General features: G+C 70.6%; 17 protein-coding genes. 9 read left to right on the forward strand and 8 right to left on the reverse strand.

All coding sequences use genetic code 11. The annotated features are described in order from the left end of the window. The first annotated feature begins 239 nt into the window (after window positions 1-239). From ACFVT1_RS39300 to ACFVT1_RS39310, 3 genes are all read left to right on the forward strand, one after another. Window positions 240-623: a VOC family protein gene (locus ACFVT1_RS39300; protein WP_389805153.1), complete on the forward strand. Its 384-nt coding sequence runs from the start codon at window positions 240-242 to the stop codon at window positions 621-623. A 1038-nt stretch (window positions 624-1661) separates the two neighbouring features. Further along, on the forward strand, window positions 1662-2759 hold the full coding sequence (locus ACFVT1_RS39305; protein ID WP_389805156.1) for a saccharopine dehydrogenase: 1098 nt from the start codon (window positions 1662-1664) through the stop codon (window positions 2757-2759). Then, window positions 2756-3370, forward strand: a complete 615-nt coding sequence (locus ACFVT1_RS39310; RefSeq protein WP_389805157.1) for a TetR/AcrR family transcriptional regulator — start codon at window positions 2756-2758, stop codon at window positions 3368-3370. Before ACFVT1_RS39305 ends, ACFVT1_RS39310 begins: the two co-directional genes overlap by 4 nt. A gap of 782 nt (window positions 3371-4152) precedes the next feature. On the opposite strand, the gene ACFVT1_RS39315 is transcribed toward ACFVT1_RS39310, so the two are convergent. The 4 genes from ACFVT1_RS39315 to ACFVT1_RS39330 all read right to left on the reverse strand — a co-directional run bounded on the left by ACFVT1_RS39315 (window position 4153) and on the right by ACFVT1_RS39330 (window position 11535). Next, window positions 4153-5421, reverse strand: coding sequence for an MFS transporter (locus ACFVT1_RS39315; RefSeq protein WP_389805158.1), 1269 nt, complete (start codon window positions 5419-5421; stop codon window positions 4153-4155). 1135 nt (window positions 5422-6556) lie between these two features. Next, window positions 6557-7234, reverse strand: coding sequence for an ArsR/SmtB family transcription factor (locus tag ACFVT1_RS39320; protein ID WP_389805161.1), 678 nt, complete (start codon window positions 7232-7234; stop codon window positions 6557-6559). 480 nt (window positions 7235-7714) lie between these two features. Beyond that, on the reverse strand, window positions 7715-9127 hold the full coding sequence (locus tag ACFVT1_RS39325) for an MFS transporter (RefSeq protein ID WP_389805163.1): 1413 nt from the start codon (window positions 9125-9127) through the stop codon (window positions 7715-7717). A gap of 434 nt (window positions 9128-9561) precedes the next feature. Next, window positions 9562-11535 (reverse strand): GTP-binding protein, encoded by a 1974-nt coding sequence (locus ACFVT1_RS39330; RefSeq protein ID WP_389805166.1) that lies wholly within the window; start codon window positions 11533-11535, stop codon window positions 9562-9564. Window positions 11536-11858: 323 nt separating this feature from the next. On the opposite strand from ACFVT1_RS39330, the gene ACFVT1_RS39335 reads away from it, so the two are divergent. Together ACFVT1_RS39335 and ACFVT1_RS39340 are read left to right on the forward strand one after the other, a co-directional pair. Further along, on the forward strand, window positions 11859-12530 hold the full coding sequence (locus ACFVT1_RS39335; protein WP_389805169.1) for a TetR/AcrR family transcriptional regulator: 672 nt from the start codon (window positions 11859-11861) through the stop codon (window positions 12528-12530). 557 nt (window positions 12531-13087) lie between these two features. Continuing rightward, window positions 13088-13531: a cupin domain-containing protein gene (locus ACFVT1_RS39340; RefSeq protein ID WP_389805172.1), complete on the forward strand. Its 444-nt coding sequence runs from the start codon at window positions 13088-13090 to the stop codon at window positions 13529-13531. Window positions 13532-13931: 400 nt separating this feature from the next. On the opposite strand, the gene ACFVT1_RS39345 is transcribed toward ACFVT1_RS39340, so the two are convergent. Together ACFVT1_RS39345 and ACFVT1_RS39350 are read right to left on the reverse strand one after the other, a co-directional pair. Further along, the gene (locus ACFVT1_RS39345; protein WP_389805174.1) at window positions 13932-15143 is read right to left on the reverse strand and encodes an MFS transporter; all 1212 of its coding nucleotides are present in this window, start codon (window positions 15141-15143) and stop codon (window positions 13932-13934) included. 384 nt (window positions 15144-15527) lie between these two features. After that, window positions 15528-16442 (reverse strand): LysR family transcriptional regulator, encoded by a 915-nt coding sequence (locus ACFVT1_RS39350; protein ID WP_389805177.1) that lies wholly within the window; start codon window positions 16440-16442, stop codon window positions 15528-15530. 106 nt (window positions 16443-16548) lie between these two features. Between ACFVT1_RS39350 and ACFVT1_RS39355 the strand changes: the two genes are divergently transcribed. From ACFVT1_RS39355 to ACFVT1_RS39370, 4 genes are all read left to right on the forward strand, one after another. Further along, window positions 16549-16854, forward strand: coding sequence for a hypothetical protein (locus tag ACFVT1_RS39355; RefSeq protein ID WP_389805179.1), 306 nt, complete (start codon window positions 16549-16551; stop codon window positions 16852-16854). A 12-nt stretch (window positions 16855-16866) separates the two neighbouring features. After that, window positions 16867-17217: a DoxX family protein gene (locus ACFVT1_RS39360; protein WP_389805182.1), complete on the forward strand. Its 351-nt coding sequence runs from the start codon at window positions 16867-16869 to the stop codon at window positions 17215-17217. 606 nt (window positions 17218-17823) lie between these two features. Then, entirely contained in the window at window positions 17824-18885 is a 1062-nt protein-coding gene (locus tag ACFVT1_RS39365; protein ID WP_389805185.1) for a GNAT family N-acetyltransferase, read from the forward strand. A gap of 35 nt (window positions 18886-18920) precedes the next feature. Beyond that, window positions 18921-19643: a GNAT family N-acetyltransferase gene (locus ACFVT1_RS39370; RefSeq protein WP_389805188.1), complete on the forward strand. Its 723-nt coding sequence runs from the start codon at window positions 18921-18923 to the stop codon at window positions 19641-19643. 574 nt (window positions 19644-20217) lie between these two features. On the opposite strand, the gene ACFVT1_RS39375 is transcribed toward ACFVT1_RS39370, so the two are convergent. Together ACFVT1_RS39375 and ACFVT1_RS39380 are read right to left on the reverse strand one after the other, a co-directional pair. Continuing rightward, window positions 20218-22209, reverse strand: coding sequence for a prolyl oligopeptidase family serine peptidase (locus tag ACFVT1_RS39375; RefSeq protein ID WP_389805191.1), 1992 nt, complete (start codon window positions 22207-22209; stop codon window positions 20218-20220). A gap of 235 nt (window positions 22210-22444) precedes the next feature. After that, a complete protein-coding gene (locus ACFVT1_RS39380; protein ID WP_389805193.1) occupies window positions 22445-23749 on the reverse strand; it encodes an NAD(P)/FAD-dependent oxidoreductase in 1305 nt (434 codons plus the stop codon). Window positions 23750-24128 lie beyond the last annotated feature (379 nt).

The raw sequence follows: 24128 nt of genomic DNA on the forward strand, positions 1-24128 counted from the left end.
CCGGCCCCGACACACGGCGAGTTCATCCACCCTCATACCATCAGGAAACCACCAGAAAGGCCCCTTGCCCAGAGACGTAACAAAGCCCTACTAGGTGCATTGATCACGAGCGTTGTCGACGGCCTGATCAATACAGCTGGGCCGTGTACCTGAAGTGCTGTCAGGAGCCTGAGCTGCGTGCGCGAGGAATGAGCGCAACCCGGTGGCGTTCGGCCTGGAGATCAGGAAGGCTCGCACGCATGGTCTCGGTATTGCAGAACGTGGCGATTGACTGTGCGGATGCCTACGAGCTTGCTCGGTTCTGGAGCAGTGTGACCGGCCGGCCGCTGCATCCGGAGGACGGACCGGACTCCCGGGAGACTCAGGTACTGCTGGCGGAGGGCCCGGTGTTGTACTTCAACCAGGTGCCCGAGGGTAAGACGATCAAGAACCGGATCCATCTGTGTCTGCGCCCTGAGACCTCGCGCGATCAGGAGGTGGACCGGCTGCTGGGTCTCGGTGCCACCTTTGTCGCCGATCACCGGAATCCTGATGGTTCAGGCTGGGCAATCCTTGCCGATCCTGAAGGTAACGAATTCTGCGTTCTGCGCAGTGAGTCCGACCGAGCCGACATGAATGCCTGACGCTCACGCACCGTCCTGGCAGGTTGCGCATGACAGTTGGTCACAGCCACTCGTTGATGGCCGCGCCGAGAACGGTCGCTTCGTAGCGGGCGGCGAGCTCGTCATACCGGGTGGTCACCGCCCGGTGGCTCTTGAGGCAATTCATGCCGCATTCGACTGCGCGGCGCTCGCGGGAGACGGTCTTGTCGAACGTCGGCGCGCGGCCACCGCGTGCGCTGAGCCGAGCCGTACCCCTGTGTCCGTGTCGAGGGCGTGGCCACGGAGTGGGTTCTCGGGCCGGAGCCGTACTGCCGATGGAGGCGGTCCACAAGTCCGGGCTGGACAGCGCGATATCGGCGGCGCCGTCGGCGCCATGGTGCGAGCGGGGGGCTGTGCACGATCCGGGCAAGATCGTGCTCGATGCGGCAATGGGCGGTTGCTTGGGGCGGGGGCTGCCCGGCCGATGTCGCCCCACTGAGGGCCGAACCGGGTGCGTTCGGGCCGGTGGCCTGCGGCCCGACCGCCTCTCCCCTGGGCAACACGCCCGCGAGCAGCGGGAAGCACGCGCCGACCCGTGATCCGCCGGGCCCACGCCCGTGTCCGCGAACACGTCTGGGCCCTGGCCGGTACTGCCGCCCCGACAGCGGCAGCCGGGCGGCCGTCGATCTCGACGGGGTGCTGGTGGTTCTTTACGGGGTGCTGGTGATCGCGCACATGGACAGGCAGGACGCCACCGCGAACCTGGAAAAGGCCGTTCGGCCACCACCCGCTCATGGTCGGGCCGGCCGCCGCGCCTGAACCCGCCCCGGGGTGCCGCTGTCTCTCCGCAGCAACACGTCGGGGACCGGCCCGCGCACCCCTGCGATGTTGCGCGGGCAGCCGCGCGGGGAACCCCGGCCGCACCGACGCCTTCCCTCTCGTGGCCGCCACTGTCCGCACAGCCCGCTACCGCCGCCACGCCTGAGGAGGTGCGCGTTACCAGCCACGGTCGATCGGTCGCGGTCGACATCACACACCCCCCCGCGACATTTTTTGGTCACCTGACCTATATTGGGTGTCATGAACGACGAACTCGTCTTTGACGCCGACGGACCAGTACTCCTGGTCGGCGGATACGGCACGGTGGGCGCGGAGCTCGCACGGATGGCGGCCCCCTCGTGGCCGTTGGTACTGACGGGGCGGAACGTGCAGCGCGGACAGCGGCTGGCGGATGAGACGGGCGCGGAACTGCGCACCTGGGACCTGGCGGACCCGGCACCGTTCCGGGCTGGGGCCAGCGCGATTGTCACGGTGGTCAACGATCCGGACGACCGGGTGCTGCGCGCCGCGATCAGGGGCGGGGTGCCGTTCGTGGACATCACCCGCTGGACCGCGCGGTTGCAGCGCGCGGCCACCGTCGCGGCGCTGGCAGGCCCGACCGCACCGGTACTGCTGTCCTCCGCGTGGATGGGAGGTGTGACCAGCCTCGTCGCCGCCTCTCTCCGCGACCGGCTCGGCGGCATGGACACGGTCGACGTGGCGATCCGCTGGGACCTCGGAGACCGGGCGGGCGCGGACTCGGTGGAATTCATGGACCGCCTCGGACTGGACTACGAGGTGACGCAGGACGGGCAGCGGCGCACGGTCATGCCGCTGAGCGACGTCGGCCAGGTACGTATCGGGGAGGCGCTCACCCGGGTCGCCAGGATCGACACACCCGAGCAGTTCACCCTTCCCCTCACCCTCGCGGCCAAGACCGCGACCACCCGGATCGGCTTCAGCTCACCCGCGTCCACGGCGGCCCTGCTGGCCGCCAAGCGGCTCGGGTTCTTCCGCTGGGGCCGTGGCGAGCGCTTCACCGGTGCCCGCCGCGGATTGCTGTACGCCCCCGGCGAGGGCGGCACGGCTCAGCTCCGCGTCGACGTCACCCACGGGGGCGACACCCTCTCCGCGACCGTGACCGATCCGGCTGGGCAGGCCCATCTGACAGCCCTGGGCGCCCTGATGGGGCTGCGCCGGGTACGCGGCGAGGACGGCGCCCCCGCACCGAGCGGCGTGGTCTTCCCCGAACAGCTCCCGAGCCCCCAAAGCGTGCCGTCGGACCTCGCCGCGCAGGGCGTCGACCTTGTTGTGCGCAGGGCCGTGCGGGACGAACCCGGCGAGGGCAGGGCGGCATGAACGACCCGTCCCCGGAACAGGAGAAGCGCACCGCCACCACGACGAAGGGTGCCCAGCGGCGCGCTCTGATCCTGAACGCCGCCGAGAAGATCCTCTTCGAGTCCGGGTACGGCGAACTGACCATGCGGGCAGTGGCGGTCACAGCGGATACGCGCCTGGGGCACGTGCAGTACTACTTCCCCTCCCGCACGGAGTTGATCGCCGCCGTCCTGCGCCGCACCCTGGATCGTTCACTCGACAGGCTGGCCCCGTTGTTCGCCGACGCGGCCACGCACACTCCGCCGGACGCGGAGCGATTGGTCCGTCAGCTTCTGGCCGAGCACGATGACAAGCAACTGGTGAGGGTCTACGCCGAGTTGTGGGCACTGGCAGGCCGTGAGGAAGCCGTCGCGGAGGTCCTGCGCACCTTCTACGGCGATTACCAGGACCATGTGGCCAGGTTCCTCCGCGCCCGCAACCCCGCCCTCTCCGACACTGTTTGCCAGGCACGGGCGAACGTTTTCACCGTGTTGATCGAAGGAGCGGCGCTCTTCCGTTCCGGCATCGCGGCCCACCGCACCGAGGCCGCCGACGCGGAACTCGTCAACGCGGCCACCGCCTTGCTCGGTTGAGGGCGCCCGCGGAAGAAGCGGAGCGGCGCCAACACGGATCGGCCCGATCACCTTCCGCCGGCTGTGCCCCTGTTGCTGTGGTTCGGCCGGCGCCGAGGGCTGTCCCCCGTACGGCCGGACGGGCCGCCGCGGTCTTCCCGCTCACACTGATCGGTGCCTGATCGGTGCCTGATCGGTGCCTGATCGGGACGGTGGCGATCGGCCTGGCATGGTGGCGGGAACGGGGCCTGGCCCGACCGGAGTTCGCGCTCGGTGAAGGCAGTGTGTACCACCTCGGCCGGTACGCGTGAAGCCGGGCGCTGCTGCTCCTGGTAGAGCTCGTGCCGGCGAAATCTCGGCCCCGGACGGCAGCGAGGGACGCACGGCTCACTTGTGTGCGGTCCGGCGTCGCCTGCCCCGGGCCCGCGCGCGAGCGGCACAGGGTCTACGCGGCGAAGCCGTCCTTCGGGGAGGCGGATGCCGGGCTGCGGCGGTCTCGACGCAGATCACGGCTGCAGTCCGAGAGAGACTGCGGCGACGGTGTGTTCGAGGCCGACGAGACGGAAGTCGCGTCGGCGCAGTTGATGAGGCGAGCGGCGGGCTCCCCTGATGCCGCCCCGCCCCGGCCGTGTGGCACCGGGCGGGCAGGTCGAACGGGGCAGCCGAAGCGGTGGCGATGACATGGACGGGGGCGCCCGGCAAGGCGCCCCCCGATCTGCTTGCGCAGGCTCAGCCGGGAATAGCGCCCAGCGGGCCGGTGCCGTCCACGGTGAGGTCGCCTTCGGAGGGCGGAGCGGGCTGGTTCACCGGCTGCTCGCGGTGGCGGCGATGGCGGGGAGGATGGCGAGGGAGAGGATGCCGCCGGTGAGGGCGAGGACGGGGTAGCTGGTGGCGGAGACGACGATGCCGGAGGCGAGGCCGCCGGTGGCGCCGGCGATGGCGATGGCGACGTCGACCATGCCCTGCGTCTTGGCCCGGGTGGCGAGCGGCACGGCGTCGGTGATCATCGCGGTGCCGGAGATCAGGCCGAAGTTCCAGCCCAGACCGAGCAGGGCGAGCGCAAGAGCGAGCAGGGCGACGGAGTCGGCGGGCGCTGCGGCGGCGGTGATCCCGGAGGCCAGAAGGATGATCCCGGAGGCGGCGGCGATGGCGATGCGGCCGTAGCGGTCGACCAGCCAGCCGGTCAGGGGCGAGGGCAGGTACATGGCACCGATGTGGATGGCGATGACGAGGCCGGAGGCGGCGGTGCTGTGGCCGTGGTCGTGCATGTGGACCGGGGTCATCGTCATGATGGCGACCATGACGAGCTGGGTGAGGATCGTGGTCAGCGCACCCAGCATCAGCCCGGGACCGCGCTTGTGTGCCGGGGTGGGCTCGGTGTCGTCCGCTGTCTTCGCCGCGGCGGCTGTCGCCTGCTGCTGCAGGTCGAGGCTGCGGGCGAGCAGCAGGGGGTCGGGGCGCAACCAGATGACCAGGACGAGGGCGGCCAGCGCGTAGGCGGCTCCCGCGAGGAGGAAGGGACCGGCGAGCGTGGGGATGCCGAGTGTGTCGGCGAGGTTGCCGGTGGGGGCGGCGAGGTTGGGGCCGACGACGCCGCCGAGGGTGGTGGCGACCAGGACGGTGGACACGGCGCGGGCACGGTGGGCGGGTGCGGCGAGGTCGGCTCCGGCGTAGCGGGCCTGGAGGTTGGTGGCGGTGCCCGCACCGTAGACGAACAGGGCGACGAACAGCAGGACGGGGTTGTCGGCGACGGCGGCCGCGACGACTCCGGCACTGCCTATGGCGCCGGTGAGGTACCCGGCGGCCAGGCCGGGGCGGCGGCCTCGGGACTGGGATATGCGGCCGACGGCGACGGCGGCGAGGGCGGAGCCTGCGGTGAACAGGGCGCTGGGCAGACCCGCGAGGTCGGTGGAGCCGAGCATGTCCTGCGCGAGCAGTGCACCGATGGTGACGCCGGCCGCGAGCCCGGCCCCGCTGAAGGCCTGGGACGTGGCCAGGACGGCGAGGATGCGGCGCTGGGCTTCGGGCTGCGGGGACATGCCGGTGGTCGCGGTTGGGGCGGTGCTCGTCACGGTGTGCTCTTTCGGTTCACGGTGTGCTCTTTCGGTCGGAAGGCGGTGTGTTCACCGGTCCTGTCCCGCCCGCCGGCAGGGGCGGGACAGGACCGAGCGGGGGCGGGACAGGACCGAGCGGGGGCGGGACAGGGCCGAGCGGGGGCGGGCGTCGAGGGCTGGGCGAGGTCTCCGATGAGGTCGTCGGCTTCTTCAAGGCCGACAGGCAGACGGACAGACGGAGAGACGGGCAGACGGACAGACAGGCCGACGGACAGACGGACAGACGGACAGACGGGCAGACGGATCACGCTGTCGGCGACGCCGCGCTCGGCAAGGTCGGCGAGGTCGAGGCCGTGGCGGGTGGTGGGTGGTGGGTGGTGGTGAGGAGTTCGTGTCCCAGGGCGCCATCGACGCCGATGTGTCGATGCTGATGTCCCACGTGTTCGACAGGCGCTTCTTGGCGGGGCCGTTGATCTGGACACGGCCGGGCAGCATGTTCTCCGGGCGCCGGTTGAGTAGGTCGCGCCGTTGCGCGACCCGTTCGGCCCGTCCGTCAGCGCGTTCCTCGGCGGCGAGTTGGGCGGCGGCGCCCAGAGCGATGGCCCGGGGCGATGGCAGGGGAGATGGCCAGGGCGGCGCTCTCAGTGCCGACGCGCAGGCCGTGTTTCTTCTCTCCGCCGTGGACCACCGGCTCCAGGCACGCCGGCTCGCGTACGAAGAGGGCGGCAGCGGCCTCGGGAACGTACATCTTGTGCCCAACCACAGCCAGCAGGTCCACACCCGACACCTGGGCTTCCAGGGAGGAGCTTTCCGGTGGCCAGGACGGCATCGCAGCGCGACGGTGCGTCGCGACCGCTTGCCGGGGCGGCGAGTTCAGTGATCGGCTGGAGGGCACCGGTTTCGTTGTCGGCAGCCGTCACCAGCGCGAGCACCGTCTCCCCGGTCAGCGCGGCGACCTGCGCACGAGATGCGGGGAGGGACTGACTCGGACGGCCGGCATACGCATTGCTGCGGGATGGATTGCCGAGGAAGTCGTCGCTCAGGTACGGCTGCATCGCTGCGGTCACCCGTGGGTCGACGGGCATGGTGGCGTTGCCGTCCAGGTACACCGTCCCGTCAGCGAGCCCCGGACGCGTGTCCGGGGAGGGACCGCTCACGCCAGGTCCCCGGCGTCGACGGGCATTTCGGCCAGGCGCCATTCGAGCATGCCGTCATCGAGGCGGACCGCGCGCCGCCCGCGGTCGGTCAGCAGGCGGACCCCGTCGTAGGCGAGGACGCAGTACTCGCCTCGGCAGTACACGACGATCTCGATGTCCTCGGGCAGTTCGTTGATACGGTCGGCGAGCTCGTCGACCGGGATGGAGACGGCACCGGGGATGTGACCGGCCAGGTACTCCTCCGTCGGCCGCACATCCAGCACCAGCGCGTCGCCCGCGGCCACAGAGGCACGCAGCTCCTCGCGGGTCATCTCCATGGCGCCGCCCTCGCCGAGGTAGGCGTCACGGGCAGCGGCCACGGCGGCCTGGTGGTTCTCTGCGACCTTGCGAAGCAGCGCGAACAGTTGCGCGACGTCGTCCCCGGCGAGCCGGTAGTGGATGCGCACCCCCTCCCGGCGGGTCGCGACGAACCCGGCACGCTTGAGGGTCTGCAGGTGCGCCGACGCTGTCGTCAGGTTCAACCCGGCCGCCTGCGCCAGGGCGTCCACAGTCCGCTCGCCCTGGGCGAGCAGGTCGAGCAGCTCCAGACGTTTTCCGCTGGCCAGGGCCTTGCCACTGACCGCGAACGCGTCGTAGAGCTGCGCCTTCGAGCGCGGGGTGGTGGTTTCCGCCATGACATCCTCCATTAATCCATGGAATATCGTAGATGAAGGCGGGTGCGATGACCACACACCCTCCACCGCACCTCGTGCCGGACCATGAAAGCCGCCGTGGGCTTCGCCGACGACCAGCTGATTCCGTTCATCGACGGAGGATCGACGGAGGAACGGGCAACATCGACGGACGAACGGGCAACAGCGCCCGCCTCGTCGGCCCGAGGACCGGCAGGGCACGGCCCGCTCCTGCGGAGTGCCGCTTCCGCCGCGAACCGCTCGTCGGCCGCTTGCGAGTTCCCTCAAGTCGCCCACGGGCACAGCCGCAGTCGGACCGAGGCGGCGGCGCCGGCGCCGCGGAGGACGTGGGCTCGTTCGTCGCACTTCGTGGCCACGACCCCGAAGTCCTTGTTCTCGAGCCGGCCGACCGTCCGCTTCGAAGCGGTTGACCGCCCGCTCCGTTTCGTTGCCCCGCCGGTGAGACGGCTCCGGAGGCGAACCTCAACGGCGGGCGCGCCGCGCCGTCGCCACAGCGGCCAACGGTGCGAGCACGAACAGGCCGAACATCCAGCGTGCCGTGCTCTGCAGGTCGGTGACGTCGGCGCCGTCGGAGAATCCGATCACGTTGGCGACCATCCCTGCGAGCGCCGATCCGATGGCGGTCGCGGTGAGCTGGATCGTCGTGACCGAGGAACCGGCAAGGTCCTGGTCCTCCTCCGGCGTCAACTGAAGGACCCGGGTGAGCAGATGGGGCCACGCCATGCCGATGCCCCAGCCCAGCAGGAGCAGCCCGGCGCTCACTGCCACGACGGTCGCGACCCCGCCCGAGTGCACCGGTCCGGCAAAGAAGAGCCCGACGAGCCCGATCAGTGAGAAGACTGGACCGGCGCCGATGATCAGCCCTCTGCGGTGCTGCATCCCGCTGCACGCGATCGAGCCGAGCGTCCAGCCCGCCGCCAGGACAGCGCCCACATACCCGGCCGCCAGCGGCCCGAGCCCTTGAAGCCGCTGCGCGAAGTAGGGCACGTAGACCTCGACGGTACTGGAGAACACCAGCAGCGCCATGGTGACGTAGACGAGCCGCAGCCGCGCGTCCGGGCCGAATGCGGTGGCCGGGACGAGCCGGAGCGTCGTACGCCGCTCACGTCGCAGCCAGGCGACCAGGAGCAGTGCGGCCACCAGGAGACCGGCGGCGTTGACGGCGAGCCGGGACGAGATGCCGGCTGCGGAGATGAGCAGCACGGCCAGGCCGAGCAGGCTCACGCTCGCCCAGGGAATGCGCGGGGCCGACTCCCCCGCCGCTGCCTCGGGCAGTCGCACCGCGCCCCAGAAGGCGAAGAAGAGCAGGAACGGCAGAAGCACCCAGAACGCGCCGCGCCAGACACCGAGTTGGGCACAGACGCCGCCGAGGGCGGGACCGACGAGCGTCGCGACACCCCACATGGCGGAGACGAGCGCCATGGCCCGTGGCCACAGTGCCTCGCGCAGCGTGATGCGGACCATGGCGTAGGAGAGGGCGAAGAGCAGGCCGCCTCCCATGCCCTGGACGAGGCGTCCGGCCAGCAGGACGGGCATCGTCGGGGCGAGCGCGCAGACCACCGTTCCGGCCGCGAGCAGCAGTGCCGCGAGGCGGTAGCTGGAGCGCGGGCCGCGGGCTCCGAGGACGGCGGACGCGGCCGTCGACCCGAGCACGGACGCGAACACGAAGATCGTGGTGGCCCAGGCGTACAGGTTCGATCCGCCGATGTCGGCGATGACCGACGGCAGGATGGTGGTCGCCAGGTAGACATTCACGGCATGCAGCGCGACTCCGGCCGCGAGCGTCGCCGCGACGGCCCCGTGTTCGCGGCCGAGCAGTGCTCCCCATCCGGCTGGTGACGGTGACGCGGTCGGCTCCTCGCTTCTGGTGGTCATGAACTACCCCTTCGAGAGATTTATTACGAGCCGGAACGTAACATTAATACCCGGCATCCGGCGAGCCCCACCCCGACCGTGGCGAGGACCTGCTCGCGGCCAGGGGTTCTTCCTTCGCCGGAGGCTCGACCGCCTGCCGGCATGACTTCGGGGTTCCTGAACCGCTGTCGCTCTGCCCGAGCGATCTGCGCTCCGGATGGAGGCGAGGTTCGCTGCACCTCGGCGCCGCGGCCGGGGAATGATCTCCTGCGTGCCGAGGCAATCGGCCGGCTGTTCACCGGTTGGGGCGGCGAGACGGCGACCTGCCGCAGGTTCGCCATGTGCCGTGCCTGACCGCCCACAGTCGCCCCGGCGTCGGCGCCGTCGCTGCGCACGTCGCCGAACACGGCCTCGCCGCCCTCGTCGGCGGACCCGGAACCTACCGGTGAGCCCCTCTACTCCCCGGCGTCCGGGCGGGGACTACCGGGATGGCCCTGTCCGGCCCCGGGCCCGTCCACCGGACGGTCCCCGCAGGGCCGGGACCACCACACGCCTTCGCCGCGGGTCAGGCCCGGCAGCCGGCGCGCAACCTCCGGCACGGCACGTGCCGGGAGCGTCCCCCGCAGCAGCCAGGTGTCGGCGCCGCCCACCGTCTCGGTGACACTCGCCCCGCAGGCACCGAGGCAGGCCGTCACGGGCGACAGGTCGCCGAGAGGCGTCTCCACCTCGTAGGCCTCGTAGGGTTCGTGAAGCCGGGTACCGGCCCGTTCCAGGGCGCGGCGCAGTACATGCTCGGTGGCGCCGCGGAAGTCGCCGGCGGTACTGAGCGGGCCGACGAAGCCGGATCGGACGAGTGTGACCCGGCAGTCGGTGACCTCCGTGCCGTGCGGCCCCTGGCGCAGCGAAGCGTGCACCGTTTCCTCGATGGCGCAGTGGAAGGCCCGCGGAAGAGCGCCGAGTTCGGTCTCGTAACCGAAGACGACTCCATCGCCCGGCCCGCCGGGCTCCACGCGCAGGCCGACCGTCGCCCAGAAGCCGCCCGGACTCGGGGCCCGCCGCCCGATCTCCTCGCAGGCCTCGCCGACCCCCGACGGCCGCGCACGGCACACCACGTGACTGGGCGAGAACACCGCACACACCCCGAAGTCCCGTTCCAGTGTCTCCGTGAGCACTTCCTTCTGGATCTCACCATGGAGCAGTACCGCGATCGCCCCGTCGGGCTGGACGCGAGCGCCGATCAGCGGGTCCTGGTCCGCCAGTTGGGCCATGGCCGCCGCCAGCCGTGCCGCCGCGGCGGGGTCGTCCTCTGCGGGACGCACCACGGCCTCCAGCGAAGCGTGGCGGAACCACGGCTGGGCTCTGTCCGTGTCCCCGCCGCGCAGGCCGATCCGGTCACCGACCCGTACGCCGGGCAGGCCGCCGATCCGGCCGATGTTCCCCGCCGTCAGAGGGCCGGCGGCCTCCTCGCCCTGTCCGCCGACGACCTGGAGGGAGGTGACCTGGCCCACCGTCTCGCCGGCCGGCCCCTCTGCGCCCGGACGGTGCAGGGCGATTCGCTGCCGCACCGCCACCTCACCGGAGAACAGCCGCACCAAGGCCGTCTTCGCCCCGCTCTGACCGCGCTCCACGGCGAAAACGGTCCCCGCAGGGTCGCTGCCGGCACTCGTCGGCATCGAGGACGGCAGCAGACCGGTGATCCCGCCGATGAGGTCCCCCACCCCCTGCCCGCTCAGCGCCGACCCGAAGTACACCGGGTGCACCAGCCCCCGTCCGGTCTGGCCGACGAGCCCGGCCCACAACTGCGCCGGGGTCGGCGGGGGGCCGTCCACGACGTGGCGCAGCAGTGTGTCGTCGCACTCGGCGAGAATCTCGCCCAGCGCGTCGCGGAAGGCGGGCTCGGCCAAGGAGCCAGGCAGCACCCGGGCGTCGCGGGTACCGGGGTCCCGTACGCCCGCCATAACCACCACGCGCGGAGCCAGGTGGCGGCGGACCTCGTCCAACAGCTCCCCGTAGCGGGCTCCAGACCGGTCGATCTTGTTGACGAACAGCAGGGTCGGCAGTTCCATGGCCCGCAGGACGCGCATCAGAACGCGGGTGTGGGCCTGCACACCCTCCACGGCGGAGAGCACCAGGACGGCGCCGTCGAGTACACCGAGAGCGCGCTCCACCTCCGCCACGAAGTCCGTGTGGCCCGGAGTGTCGATCAGGTTGACCCGGGTACCGCCGACGGTGAAAGAGGCAACCGCCGCGCGAATGGTGATTCCGCGCTCGCGTTCGGTGGCCCCGGTGTCGGTCTGTGTGCTGCCCGCGTCGACGCTGCCGAGGTGGGCGATGGCGCCGGTGTTGTAGAGCAGGCGTTCGGTCAGACTCGTCTTACCTGCGTCGACGTGCGCGAGAATGCCGATGTTCAGGGTGCGTGAGATGTGCATGGGTGCCGAAGTCCTCGAAGGTGACCGTCCGGTGGGTGGGCTGGGTCAAGTCGAGGAGTCGGCGCATGGGGGTCTCCGTTCACGGTCTGCTGGGCGGCACCACCCTGGCCCGTCGTCGCGCATCCAGCAACTTGTTTTCCACGGGTCCGGGCGGCGGGTGGTTCACCACACGGCGGTGTTGTGAACGGGGCCGAGCGCGCCGCGCCGGTTCGGAACACGGATATCTCGTCGTCCGGCCCTGGGTGACGAACTCCCCGGCCCCCGTCACCGTCGCCCTCTCCCGGTTGCCCGTCCGCTGGTCCCCGGGGCCGTAGGCTGGCGCAATGGCTGAAGCGAAACATGCACCCAGCGGTCGGGCCCCAGGCGGCCGCCCGCGCGACGCGGCCATCGACCAGGCGATCCTCGACGCGGTGCTCGATCTCCTCGACGAGGTCGGGTACACCCGGCTCACCGTCGAGGCCGTGGCACGGCGCGCCGGTACGACGAAGCCTGCTGTCTACCGGCGCTGGAGCACCCTGCCCAGCTTGGTGCTCGACGCCCTGACCGCTCGCCTCGGCCGGCTCAGGGCCCCCGCCTCCGACTGCACGATCTGCGACCTCAGTGACGCGATCAAGCTGTACGTCGCCGCATTCCAGCGCATGCCACCGGATGCTCTCGCCTCACTGCTCGCCGACTGCGGCGACGACCCGCAGTGCCGCGAGACGTTCATGGCATCCCTCTTCGACCCGCCCCGGATCGCCGTCGGCCAGGTCCTCGACGCCGCCATCGCGCGCGGCGACCTGCGCGACGACGTCAACCGGGACCTGCTGCTCGACCTGCTCGCCTCGCTGGTCCACTACCGCGCCTTGTTCGGCCACGCCGTCACCAGCGACGACGAGGTGGAGCAGGCTGTGCACACCTTGCTGCACGGGGTCGCGGTCGACTATCCGAAGCTGGTGGAGATCAGCCGCAAGAAGGACGGGGATCCGCAGATCCACCACCGCCACGCGGGGTGATGCAGGCCGGCCCGAGCGCCGCCGCGTCCCGGTCGGCGGGCAGCCGCCGAAGACCAGGCTGCCCGCCTCAGGGCTGAGGGAGTTCGGTGTACGGGGTGCGGCGGGGCCTGTTGAAGTAGGCGTGTGAGCGGCCGAATTGGAGTCGTTGGCGGGTCCGGTGGGGGACGGCCCGGCCGGGTCGATCCGCGGTGGCGGACGCGGGACCGCACTCTTGGCCCGCTCGGTCCGGGACGCGGAAATACGGTCGGCAGCTCGCCGAACACACCGGCTGTCCGCCACCCCCCGAAGGGCTCCAGCACCTTCCGAACAGGGCCCGCCGGAAGGCTGAGGCCCTGCGCGGTGATGTGCGCAAGTGCCCGATCGAGGACCTCCGAAGCCGGAAGGCCGCGGAGGGGCGGCCATCCCAACGACCGCCGTTGCGCGCCGCTGCGGGCGGAGCCCGCCGCCCCGGATGGGTACGTGTTGCCATTACGGCAACGATGGTTGCCACCCTGGACGCGACGGTCGCAGTCTGGTGCCCGGCCGAAGCCCACCGAAGACAATCAGGAGGCCACACGATGACCACCCACGAAGGCGTCGGGACGGCAACGAGCAGCGACGGCAACGCGCCGCTGGGGAACCGCGTCCACCATGTGCGATCCGGCGAGTTGGACGGCTACACCGCGATCAGCGGCGGCACAGTCGGCTCGAAGAACCTCTGGATGGGCCGGGTGGAGAACCCGCCGTCGAGCGCAACGGACAACCACCACCACGGCGAGTCGGAGGCGGGGATCTACGTGGTCAGCGGCCACCCCGTGTTCGTCTTCCACGACGGCGAGCAGGAGGTACGGATCACCGCGGATCCCGGCGACTTCCTGCTCGTCCCCCCGTTCGTCCCGCATCGCGAGGAGAATCCCGACCCCAACGAGCCCGTGGTCGTCGTGATCGCGCGGACCACGCAAGAGCCGATCAAGGTTTCCGTGCCCGAGCTGTACCAGCTCAAGGCGGCAGAAACGCGGTAGGAAGAAGGCGCGGCCCGGCCCGAGGCCGGGCCCGCCCGTCGTATCCGCCCGTCGGATCCGCCCCAGCGGCGCGGGCCGTGGGACGAGTGGGTTCGTGGTCACGCCGTGTTGCAGGACTCAGGCAGCCTTCGGCGGCCTGACAACGATGGCGGCAGGGGCCCGTTCGGACCCGCTGGAAGCGGTCGGACGACCGCACCGTGCGTCCCAACGGGGTGGTGGCGGGGTTCGGACCGGGTCCGCTTGGCGGATGTGCCCGAGCGGTACGACCCCGTGAGCCACACTGCGCAGCACCACCCGACTTTGTTGTGACCATGTGCGGTCGCGCGGCCCCTCGGACACAAGTGGGTCGAGAGTCCTTGAGTGGCGAGGAGCCGCGCTTCCGGCACGCAGGGGTGCCGAATCAGCTGTGCTCGCAACGATCGGGAACGTGGACCGCAGGCGACTCGATCGTGCGCAGTCGTGTGAACGGCACAGCGGAGGCGAGAACGAGAGCGATCGCTCCCACGAGCAGGAGGGCGAACCACGCACCAGACGTGTCGATGACGATTCCAGCTGCCGCGGACGCCAGCGATGCGCCGAGGTTTACGGAGGTGTTGATCCATGTCGACGCCTCCGTCCGGCTGGTTTCCGGAACGATGGTGTCGGCGATGAGGTACCCGGTGATGAGAGAAGGAGCGAGGAAGAGGCCGACGACTGCGAGGCCCGCAGCGAAGAGACCGAGTGTGTCCAGCTGGGACACGAGCACCGCGGCAAGTCCCATGCCGACGCACAGGGCGAACAGCCTCTTGCCGACTCCTGACTTGAGGTTCAGCTGCCCGTAGAGGAATCCTCCGAGAGCGCTTCCGCCGGCGAAGGCCGCCAGGATCCAGCCCGAAGCTGCGACAGCGTCGTGTTGCTCGGCGACTGCCGGCGCTGCGATCTCCGCGACGCCGAGTACACCGCCCACGCCCAGGAGGACCATCAATACCCTTGCGAACCCCGGCCGGCGAAGCGGGCGATCACCTCGCGCGGCAGTCTCTCCTGTGCCGCGAAGCGCTCCCGACGGCGCGCTGGACGTCATCGCCGCAGTGCCGAGGGAAACCACTGCCGCGGTCACCCAGAGCCCTATGCCGGGCGAACTGACCACGATGACCGCGGTGATGACGACGGGACCACCGACGAAGAGGAGTTCTTCGCACACCGCGTCGATGCTGAATGCCTTGGTTCGCTGGTCACCGGCTGTGGTGAGCGACGCCCAGATCATGCGCATCGCGGCCCCCAGGGGTGGTGCCGTCAGCCCGACCACCGCGCTGAGAATGAGAAACCAGACAACCGCAACACCCTCGGCTTCCGCGATGAGCGCGAGAGCGATGAACCCTGATGCTTGGCCTGACGCCATGGTGGTGAGCGCGATTCGCTGGCCGAATCGGTCGACGGCCCGGGCGCGCCAGGGGGCGGCGACGACATTGGCGATTCCGAACGCCCCTGTTGCGAAACCGGCTTGCGTGTACGAACCCGTACTGCCTTGGACAGCGAGGAGGAGAGCAAGACCGCCCATCGCGAGACCGGACCGCGCGATCAGGGCGGGGAGGAAGGCGCGAAGCGCGCCAGGCAGGAGAAGCACTGCGAGCATGGAGAAGCTCCGATGTGATGTGCGGCCGGTGTCCTGTGCGCAGCCGCCGAAGTCTGACGTGATCGAGGTCCGGAGGGCACGAAAGACCGCACCCTCAACGGATCAGAACCTGGGCGGGAGAGACCCAGGACCGTCAGATGAACATCACAATGAACACCCGAAAATCGTAGCAGCCCGGAATGCGGCTCCCCTTGTCGTCCTCCGGGGTTCCGGTCGACACCGCCGTCTGCCGTTCGGAACCGACGGGCAAGGCCCCGAGGCTCTGATCGGGAACGACCGCACCGTGCTCAAGAGCCGAGTGCCTGCGCCGTTGGTTGCAGGAACCGAGCCGGTGGAAGTCCGCGAGCCGGACGGACTGCCCGGTGGGCCGGACGCGGCATTGGATCAGGCGACGGTTCCGCCGGGTCTGGGTGGTTCGCTGTCCAGGCAGCAGCGGACGAAGTCCTGGACGACGGGGTTGGTGTCGTCGGCGGGCGCCCAGGCGATGCCGACCCGGCTGGGGCTGACGCCGCTGACGGGCCGGTAGGTGATGCCGGGGCGGGCGTAGAAACGGGCGGAGGATTCGGGGGTGAGGGCGATGCCGTAGCCGTTGGCGATCGCGCTGAGCCAGTCGTCGGGCTGGTCGGTGACGGCGCCGATGCGGACCGGGTGGCCCTCGCGCTCGTCGGTGGCCAGCCAGTACTCCCGCCACCAGCCCGTTTCCGGTGGGGCTGCCACAAACGGCTCCTCCCACAGATCCCGGAAAGGGATCCGGTCCCGTGTGGCGAACGGGTGCGCCGTGGGAAGCGCGACCCAGCGGGGCTCGGTGAACAGCACCTCCACTCGCAGAATGTCCTGGCCCGGGAAGGGCAGCCGCAGCAGAGCGGCGTCGACATCTCCGTCGGCGAGTCCTGCGGTCGGGTTCGACCAGGCGGCCTGCCGCATGTCGACCCTCCAGCCCGGCCGACGGCGGGCGAACATCGCGATGATCTGCTGGGTGGATTCGTTCGCGGCGCTGGCCACGAATCCGACCCTCAGCACACGGGCCGCTCGACCGGCCGTGCTCTTCGTCTCCCGCAGCGCCCGGTCCCATTCGGCCAGCAGCGCGGGCACCCGCGCCACCAGGGCCCGGCCCGGTTCGGTGAGGGCCATGCCGGCCCGGGACCGTGTGAACAACGGCACGCCGAGCTGGGTCTCCAACTGCTTGATCTGTCTGGTCAGCGCGGGTTGGGACACGTACAGCCGTTCTGCGGCCCGGGTCAGACTCCCTTCCTCCGCCACAGCGGCGAAGTAGCGCAACAACCGGGTGTCGACATCCATGCCATCAGGTTATAGATGCAGGTATTGGACGCAACCCCGGCGCTCGCCGAGAGTGAATTCAGCACACGAACAGCAGCTCACCAAGCCAGAAAACGAGGGAGATGCCATGCCTGTCCTGATGATTCGCTACCAGGTGGCCGACGAAGGTGTCGCGGAGGTCGTCGAGGCGATCGAGGCCGCCTTCGCGGCGGTGGAGGCGCAGCAGCCGGAAGGCATCCGGTATGCGTACCTGCGTCGGACCGACAGTGCCGAATTCATTGCCCTGTTGGACCTCGACGAGGGGGTCGAGAACCCTCTCCCCGGCCTCGAAGCGGCGCGTCCGCTGCAAACGACCGTGGCCAAGTGGGCGGTGGGGACGGGTGCGACACCGCAGCCGTTCGATGTCCTCGGTGCCTACCGCGTCCTCTCCTGAACGGTGCATGTCGTGTCTGTTGCCTACATGGTCGTCACCCTCGTCACGATCGCGGCCAATGCCGGGATCGCCGCCGCAGACTTCGCAAGGGCCGAGTTCGTCCTCGCCAACTCGGCTGAAGTGGATCTCCCGCGGTCCTGGCTCCCGATACTCGCCACACTGAAGGCTGCTGGGGCTGTCGGGCTCGCCGCCGGACTCCTGGGGTTCCGGGTCATCGGCATCGCCGCCGCTCTCGGCCTCGTTCTGTTCTTCGTCGGCGCCATGGCCGCCCACTTCCGTGCCCGCGTGTTTCACAACATTGCCTTTCCGGGCGCCTACCTCGCGATGGCCGTCGCTTCACTCGGACTCGCCATCGCTCAGTGATGACGTTCCTCGTGGCCGGCAGGCCGGCTCTTGCCGCCGTCCGCCGATCGGGCCCGCCCGCGGCCCGTTCGAGCCGTGTGCCGCGACGAGCGGCACGCACGGTTCCGAGGGAGCCGGAGCCTCACAGCGGGCTCCGACTGCCCGCCCGCGATCGTGGACGCCGAAGGCCGCAAGCCGCTCAGCGTTCAGCGTTCAGCGTTCAGCACGATCCCCATTCCCGTCACTCTCGCGGCTGGACTGCGGCATGGGGCATGGGGCATGGGGCATGGGGCAGCGTGTCGTACGTCCCACCACCCCGCGAACACACTCTCGACGGCAGGATCGGGGTCCCGCGATCCCCAACAGCTCGTCCGCAACAATCCAACACAACGCGCCCCGCCCCCATGGCCAACCCAACGCGGGATCACCACACAGGGAACAGCTTTAATCAGTTCATTTCGTAGTTCTCAATCGATACGATCGGTCCAGCAGCGGGCGAAGTCTGAACAGACTGGCTGCGGCTGAGGCGATCCCCCACGGGACGCGAGCGCCCCCGCCCGCTCTCCTTCAGCCCACCGCCACAGCAGTCCTGGAATGGGTGCTGTCGGCGCCGAGAAAGGATCCCCCGTGAGTGGGACCGCACATCCCAGCCCCGAACTCCGCGCACTGCGCGATCGAGTGACCGCTCCCTCGTCGATCGCGCTGCCCACAGCCGGTGACGGGCTCACCTGGAGACCTGCCACCGCCGCCGACATCGACCTGATCCTCGACCTGGCGCATGCCGCCGGAAAGATCGACCATCCGCGCTCGCTGGTGACGCGGGACGAGCTGGAAGAGGAGTTCAGGAGCGAGGTCTTCGACCCCGAGCGCGACGCGGTGATCGCCGTCGACACCGCCGGGCGGGCCGTCGCCTACGGCTCGGCCACGGCCCCGGCGAGCCAGGAGACGATCGTCTGGGTGGAGCTCGACGGAACGGTGGTTCCGGACCGCCGCCGCGAAGGCATCGGCACAGCGCTGCTGGCCTGGCAGGAGGCCCGCGGACTTCAGCATCTCGCGGCGAGCGACGCCACCCTGCCCGGGTGGCTCGCCTCAAGCGCGCAGGACCACGCCACCCCTGCGATCCGGCTCCTGGAAGCACACGGCTACGAGCGCGCCCGGTGGTGGCTGGAACTGGAACGCGACCTCGCCTCGCCGGTCGCCGAACAGCCGCCCGTCCCAGGAGTACGGCTTGTTCCCTACAGCGCGGAGTGGGACGAGCGTGCCAGGACCGCGATGAACGATGCCTTCCGCGACCACTGGGGCAGCCAGCCGACCACCGCCGCCGAATGGGCCTCCGGTGACCGCCTGGAAGCGTTCCGCCCGGACCTGTCCGTACTCGCCGTCGCCCCCGACACACACGGTGGAGAACGCGTCGTCGGGTTCGTCTTCGTCGACGTGGCGCCGGACGAGTGGCCGCTGCGCGGCGGCCCGTTCGGCTACGTCACAGCCGTCGGCGTACGGCGGGAGGCGCGGGGGCAGGGGCTGGCTCGCACACTGCTGGCCCACGTGCTGCGGGCGCTGCGGGCCGAGGGGCTCGACCACGCCGTACTCGACGTCGACGCCGAAAGCCCCACCGGCGCCCTCGGCCTGTACCAGAGCCTCGGCTTCACCGTCACCGACCGTGCGGTCAGTCTCGTCAAACGCTTCTGACCTCCCCCGACCACGACGAGCAGAAAGTACCCGCCATGTTCCCTTCCGCCATCACCGACTTCTGGCTGACCCCCTCCCCGACGAGTCGGCTCCTCCACGAGGACGACGTCTTCAGTGTCACTGTCGACGCCGCGCTCGACGAGGACGAACGACTCACCATCCTCACGACGGCCGATGGGAAGACGCGCGTTCTGCTCACCCCGGCGGTCGCCGAGGCGGTGGGCCTGGAAAGCGGGCAGCCGGTCGACGAAGCGGGCTTCCGGAAGCGGCTGGAAAAGTCCGGCATCCCACTGCACGGGGCCGACAACCTGTTCTACTTCACCGACGAGGCCCGGGAGACGTTGCTCGGCGAACCGGACGACCCCTCGATCCGCCCGCTCACCGAGGCCGACGCAGACGTGTTCGGACAGTTCGAGGAAGCGGCGTCGGAACAGGATCTCGACGACGCATCCGTCGAACTGGACCACTGGGCGGTCTACGGGGCGTTCGAAGACGGGCAGTTGGTGTGCGTGGCGAGCATGTACCCGTGGGACGACGCGCCGCTGGCGGACCTCGGCGTGCTGACACTCACGCCGTACCGGGGCAAGGGCCACGCCCGGCGCCTCGTGCGCGCGATCTCCCGGCACGCGCTCGCACGGGAACACGAGCCGCAGTACCGCTGCCAGCTCGACAACCACGCCTCGGTGGCGGCGGCCGCATCAGCCGGCCTGACCCGATTCGGAACCTGGGACGTCGTCTCACCCGACTCCGACATGTAGGCACCGCCCGCCCGTTCCAGGAGTGGACCGGCGCCCGCGAAAGCGGGATCACCAGCAGAACCCGAGAAACCGCGGAAGGACTCGCACAGAAAGCCTGGCAACAGCACATCTGTGAAGTGGAGCGCGGCCCGGTCGACGGGCCGCACTCCAGTGGGACTGCGTTGCAACAGCACGCCCCGACCGGGGATCGGAGGATTCGTCAACTCACCCTATTCATAGCTGAGTTGCTGAACCTTCGAGCACGTCGCCGCGTGCCGTTCCCCGGCCGGGGTCTCCGCCTCCACAACCCCGGCCTACAGTCGTGGCACGGCCGACCGTCGTGGCACGCCCGGTTCTCGTGCGGGTTCCCGTCGTCGTCGAACGCCCGGAGAGCAACCGGGCCGACGGGCGCTGTGTACGCGTCGTGCCGCGAATCGAAGCCTTCCGCCCTGCGCACCGGCCGTCCATGCCCGACGCGGCCACACGCGAGGGTGCGCGCGCCTCACCACGGCGCCGTGCCGCCGTCCTTCTTGCCGGTCGCGTGCGCCGGGCCCGAACCCGGACCCGGACCCGGCCGACACACCGCGCGCCCTCCTCACTGGTCGACGCGTGCCGGCATGTGCCTGTCGAACCACATCACGACCCGGGTGAGGTAGTCGGTCAGCGCCGGGTACGTCCGTACACCGTGTCCTTCGAGCGGGTAGACGGCGAGTACCGACTCGACGCCGTGGGCGAGCAATGCCTGGTGGAACTCCTGGGCCTGACCGGCTGGTGTGCACAGGTCCTTCGCACCGGCGACGTTGAGGCATGGCGTACGGACCTTGCCGGCGTGCTGGACGGGGCTGCGGTCTTGGGCGGGCCCGCCACCGGGAGCATCGAGGTCCGCCCGCAGGAACGCGAGGCCCCAGCCGCCGATGTTGCTGGTGTATGTCTGGCTGCACCAGTCGGTCACCGGGGCCGTCGGCACCGAGGCCGCGAACCGCTGGTCCTGCGTGACCAGCCAGGACGACATGAAACCGCCGTAGCTGGCGCCGATCAACCCGATCCGGTCCGGGTCGGCCAGGCCCCGCACGACCAGCGCGTCGATGCCCGACAGGATGTCCTGCGCGTCCGCTCCGCCCATGTCCCCGACGACGGCACCGGCGAACTCCTGTCCGCGTCCGCCGCTGCCTCGCGGGTTGGGGTGGAAGACCGCGTAGCCGCGCGAGACCAGGAGCGGCACGTACGGCGCGTACATGGACCACGTGTCGCGGTACGCCCACACCGGCCCGCCGTGCACATGGACCACCAAGGGGTGCGGACCGTCGCCGGGCGGAGTGCACAGGATCCCTTCGATCTCCAGGCCGTCGCGCGACTTCCAGGTCACCGCCTCGGCGTCGCCGCAGGTCGACAGCAGGAAGTCGGTGCCGGGATGCGACATCGAGGCCAGTATCCGCTCACTCCCGGCCGCTACGAGAGCGAGGCGCGGCGGCAGGCGGTACGCCGACTGCACGACCAGCACGCCGCCGTCGGCGGTGAACGTTCCCTCCGGGTAGAACAGGGCGCCGCACGAAAGGCTGGTGCTGAACACCTCGGTCACCTTGCCGTGCGGGACGTCGGCGATCGCGGCCACCGAGTCGAGGCGGCGCTGGCCCAGGTAGCCGAGCCGGGTCGCGTCCAGCCACTGGAGGCAGGTCACATCGGTCCCGGCCGTGTCGATCTCCGACCTGGCGCCGGACTGCAGGTCGATCACGCTGAGATCGCCGGCCATCACCCACCGGTCGCTGCACACTGCTTCCACGACAGCGACATGGCGCCCGTCCGGCGAGCCGGCCGGCCAGCCGAGCTGGACGTCGCTGCGCAGCAGCTCGCGGCACTCGCCCGTGCCCAGCTCGATGAGAGTGAGGACCGCCCCGTACCAGTCGTCCTCCGACGGCGCGTCGCTGGTGATGGCGGCCAGCCGGGACGGGCCGCACCAACCGGCCTCCCAGCAGTTCGTCCCTTCCGGCGAGACCCGGGACAGCTCTCCGGAGGCCACGGTGTAGAGCCACAGGCTGCGCCACGAGGCCTCGCCGGGCCCGCTGTCGACGGCCGGGTGCCACTCCGGCAGACCGTCGTCCTCGGCCGCGTTCTTTCTCGCACCCTGACCACCGGACAGGTCGGCGCCGAGGCCCGCGACGCCCAGCAGGAGCCGGGTGCCGTCCGGCGACCAGTGCGCGTACTCCACCGTTCCCGGAACAGCGGGTGCGGCTTCGGCCTCGCCCATGCGCCCTTCGTGGAGAAGGTGAAGCTGGAACCGGCCCGGCTGGGCGCGGTCCGAGAGGAACGCCAGCGTCCGGCCGTCCGGCGAGACGCGCGGGCACCGCGCCGACGCCTCACCGGAGGTGATCGACCGCAGCTCGCCGTCCTCGACCGCGTAGACCGCGGTGCGGGGCGCACCGGCCAGCTCGTCAAGCACCGCGCCGGTCACCACGATCCGGCGGCCGTCGGGTGACGTGTGCGCCTCCGTCAGTCCGGCCGGCCGGCCGAAGGCCGGCTCGTGCGAACTCAGCAGATACCTGTGAACGGCCTCGTACTCGGTGGTTTCACGCACGTCGGTCGGCAGCATTGCGGTCTCCTTTGCGATATGTCGACGCACGGCGTCGCACGACACCCGCGCCGTCGGCGGTCGTATTCATCCACTGCTGTCGAAGCGCTGCCACGGGGCCGCTCGACAGCCTGGGTCCCCCGTGGTTCACCGGACCTCCTCCGCTGTGCGCCCGGTTTCCGGCCGGCGCCGCTCGCCCGTTCCACGGGCCCGACGGGACGCACACGCAACCGTCCGGTGGCATGGCTGCGCCGGCTCAGCCCAGGACGGTGCCGGAGGAGGTGTTGGGGCGGCGTTTGCGGGAGAAGGCTCCGAGGTTGATGTGGTGACCGGTGTGCTCGCAGGCATAGTGCAACGGTCGTCGGTCGTGGTCGTGGCCTGCCTCCGTCTCGTGGACCAGGGTGGCGACGAAACGGCCGACGAGGGGGGCGTTCTTGAACTGGTTGCCGCTGGTCCCCATGGCGACGTAGAAGCCGTCGAGGTCGGTGCGGTCGTAGATGGGGGCCCAGTCGTCGGTGACGTCGTAGACGCCGGCGATCCCGCTGGGCCTGTGGGGGACGCGCAGTCCGGGCAGCCGACGGGCGGCGCGGGTCACCTGGGCGCGAAAGCGCGGCACGGTGGCGCCGGGGCCGGCCCGGTCCGGGTCGTCGACCCATTCCAGCGGGTCGCACTCCGGCTCCGTACCACCGACCAGGAGGAAGTCCCGTCCGTCGGGGCGCAGGTAGATGCCGAGGTCGAGGTCGGCGACGACCGGCCCCAGGCCGTCCGCCGGATGGTAGCCGGGTGGGGCGGCGACGTGGTGGACCTCCTGGCGCAGAGGCCGTACGCGCACGGTGAACTCTGCGCCGACTCCCGCGAGTCGGTTGAGCGCGCCGGACCAGGGGCCCGCGGCGTTGACCAGCACGGGTGCCGAGAGACGTGAACCGTCGGCGAGCCGCACACCGCTGACCCGGTCGCCCCGTTGCAGGACTGCTGTCACCTCGGTGTTGAAGCAGAAGGTCACGCCGCGTTCCCGCGCGGCGTCGGCCAGGTTGAGCGCGGCGAGCTGCGGATCGTCGATGTAACCGGCGTCGGGGGTGTGGAGAGCCCCCAGATGCACGGTGGCATCGGCGAAGAACTCGTCCTCGTCCACGGGCGTCGGTGGCCAGTAGCGGCCGGTGTCGAGGGCCGGCAGCCGGGCCGCGAGCTCTGCCGCGTCCCACTCCTGATACGGGACGCCGACCTGGTCGAACAGGGGTGTGACGCGGCCCCTGGGCACCGGAGGCGCGTCCAGGGCGACGAGGCCGGTGCGTACGAAGGAGGCCAGCGGACCCGGACCGCTCTTCTCCAGGTGCTCCGGCCACCACTCCCAGCAGTGCCTGGCCTCCCAGGCGGTCGCCACCCCGTCGAAGGCCGAGTAGTTGAAGCGGACAACCGCGCTGGAAGCACTGGTGGAGCCCACGCCGACCCCACCGAGCTTGTCCACCACAGTGACGCGCAGGCCGGACTTGGCCAGTTCGAGCGCCGCCGAGCAGCCGATCACGCCCGCGCCGATCACGAGGACGTCTGCGGTATCAGACACTGAGTCACCTTTTCCTTCATGTGAGGGGCGCCGTTGCGAGTCCTTCACGGAAGTCGGACGGGAGCCGCGGTGCCGGCCGAAGCACGGTGGTTCACCGTGAGGCTGGATGGCGCCTCCTGCTCTGCTCTGCGCCGCCGCGAGTGGTTCGCCGGGGCGGACGGATCGGGTGGTGACCGCGGCGGGCCGGGAACCCCGGCGCCGGGAGGCGGACCGGCCCGGAGACGGACCGGCCCGGAGGCGGCCGCCGACGTGCGGTCCGATCGGCACTGCGGAAGACGATAGGAGTTGCGGGACTCCCCGGGCCCCCCACAACTGTCGCGACCACACGGTGCGCACATCGACATGTGTCGACCCGTGAACGGGCGTCCGCGCACAGTGC

It is taken from the genome of Streptomyces sp. NPDC057963 (assembly GCF_042887155.1).
Classification (GTDB): Bacteria; Actinomycetota; Actinomycetes; order Streptomycetales; family Streptomycetaceae; genus Streptomyces.

What these genes read in the sequence shown, in the direction of transcription:
- ACFVT1_RS39300 (WP_389805153.1), top strand. Translation starts at nt 240, where the DNA reads ATGGTCTCGGTATTGCAGAACGTGGCGATTGACTGTGCGGATGCCTAC.
- ACFVT1_RS39305 (WP_389805156.1), top strand. Translation starts at nt 1,662, where the DNA reads ATGAACGACGAACTCGTCTTTGACGCCGACGGACCAGTACTCCTGGTC.
- ACFVT1_RS39310 (WP_389805157.1), top strand. Translation starts at nt 2,756, where the DNA reads ATGAACGACCCGTCCCCGGAACAGGAGAAGCGCACCGCCACCACGACG.
- ACFVT1_RS39320 (WP_389805161.1), bottom strand. Translation starts at nt 7,234, where the DNA reads ATGGCGGAAACCACCACCCCGCGCTCGAAGGCGCAGCTCTACGACGCG.
- ACFVT1_RS39325 (WP_389805163.1), bottom strand. Translation starts at nt 9,127, where the DNA reads ATGACCACCAGAAGCGAGGAGCCGACCGCGTCACCGTCACCAGCCGGA.
- ACFVT1_RS39330 (WP_389805166.1), bottom strand. Translation starts at nt 11,535, where the DNA reads ATGCACATCTCACGCACCCTGAACATCGGCATTCTCGCGCACGTCGAC.
- ACFVT1_RS39335 (WP_389805169.1), top strand. Translation starts at nt 11,859, where the DNA reads ATGGCTGAAGCGAAACATGCACCCAGCGGTCGGGCCCCAGGCGGCCGC.
- ACFVT1_RS39340 (WP_389805172.1), top strand. Translation starts at nt 13,088, where the DNA reads ATGACCACCCACGAAGGCGTCGGGACGGCAACGAGCAGCGACGGCAAC.
- ACFVT1_RS39345 (WP_389805174.1), bottom strand. Translation starts at nt 15,143, where the DNA reads ATGCTCGCAGTGCTTCTCCTGCCTGGCGCGCTTCGCGCCTTCCTCCCC.
- ACFVT1_RS39350 (WP_389805177.1), bottom strand. Translation starts at nt 16,442, where the DNA reads ATGGATGTCGACACCCGGTTGTTGCGCTACTTCGCCGCTGTGGCGGAG.
- ACFVT1_RS39355 (WP_389805179.1), top strand. Translation starts at nt 16,549, where the DNA reads ATGCCTGTCCTGATGATTCGCTACCAGGTGGCCGACGAAGGTGTCGCG.
- ACFVT1_RS39370 (WP_389805188.1), top strand. Translation starts at nt 18,921, where the DNA reads ATGTTCCCTTCCGCCATCACCGACTTCTGGCTGACCCCCTCCCCGACG.
- ACFVT1_RS39375 (WP_389805191.1), bottom strand. Translation starts at nt 22,209, where the DNA reads ATGCTGCCGACCGACGTGCGTGAAACCACCGAGTACGAGGCCGTTCAC.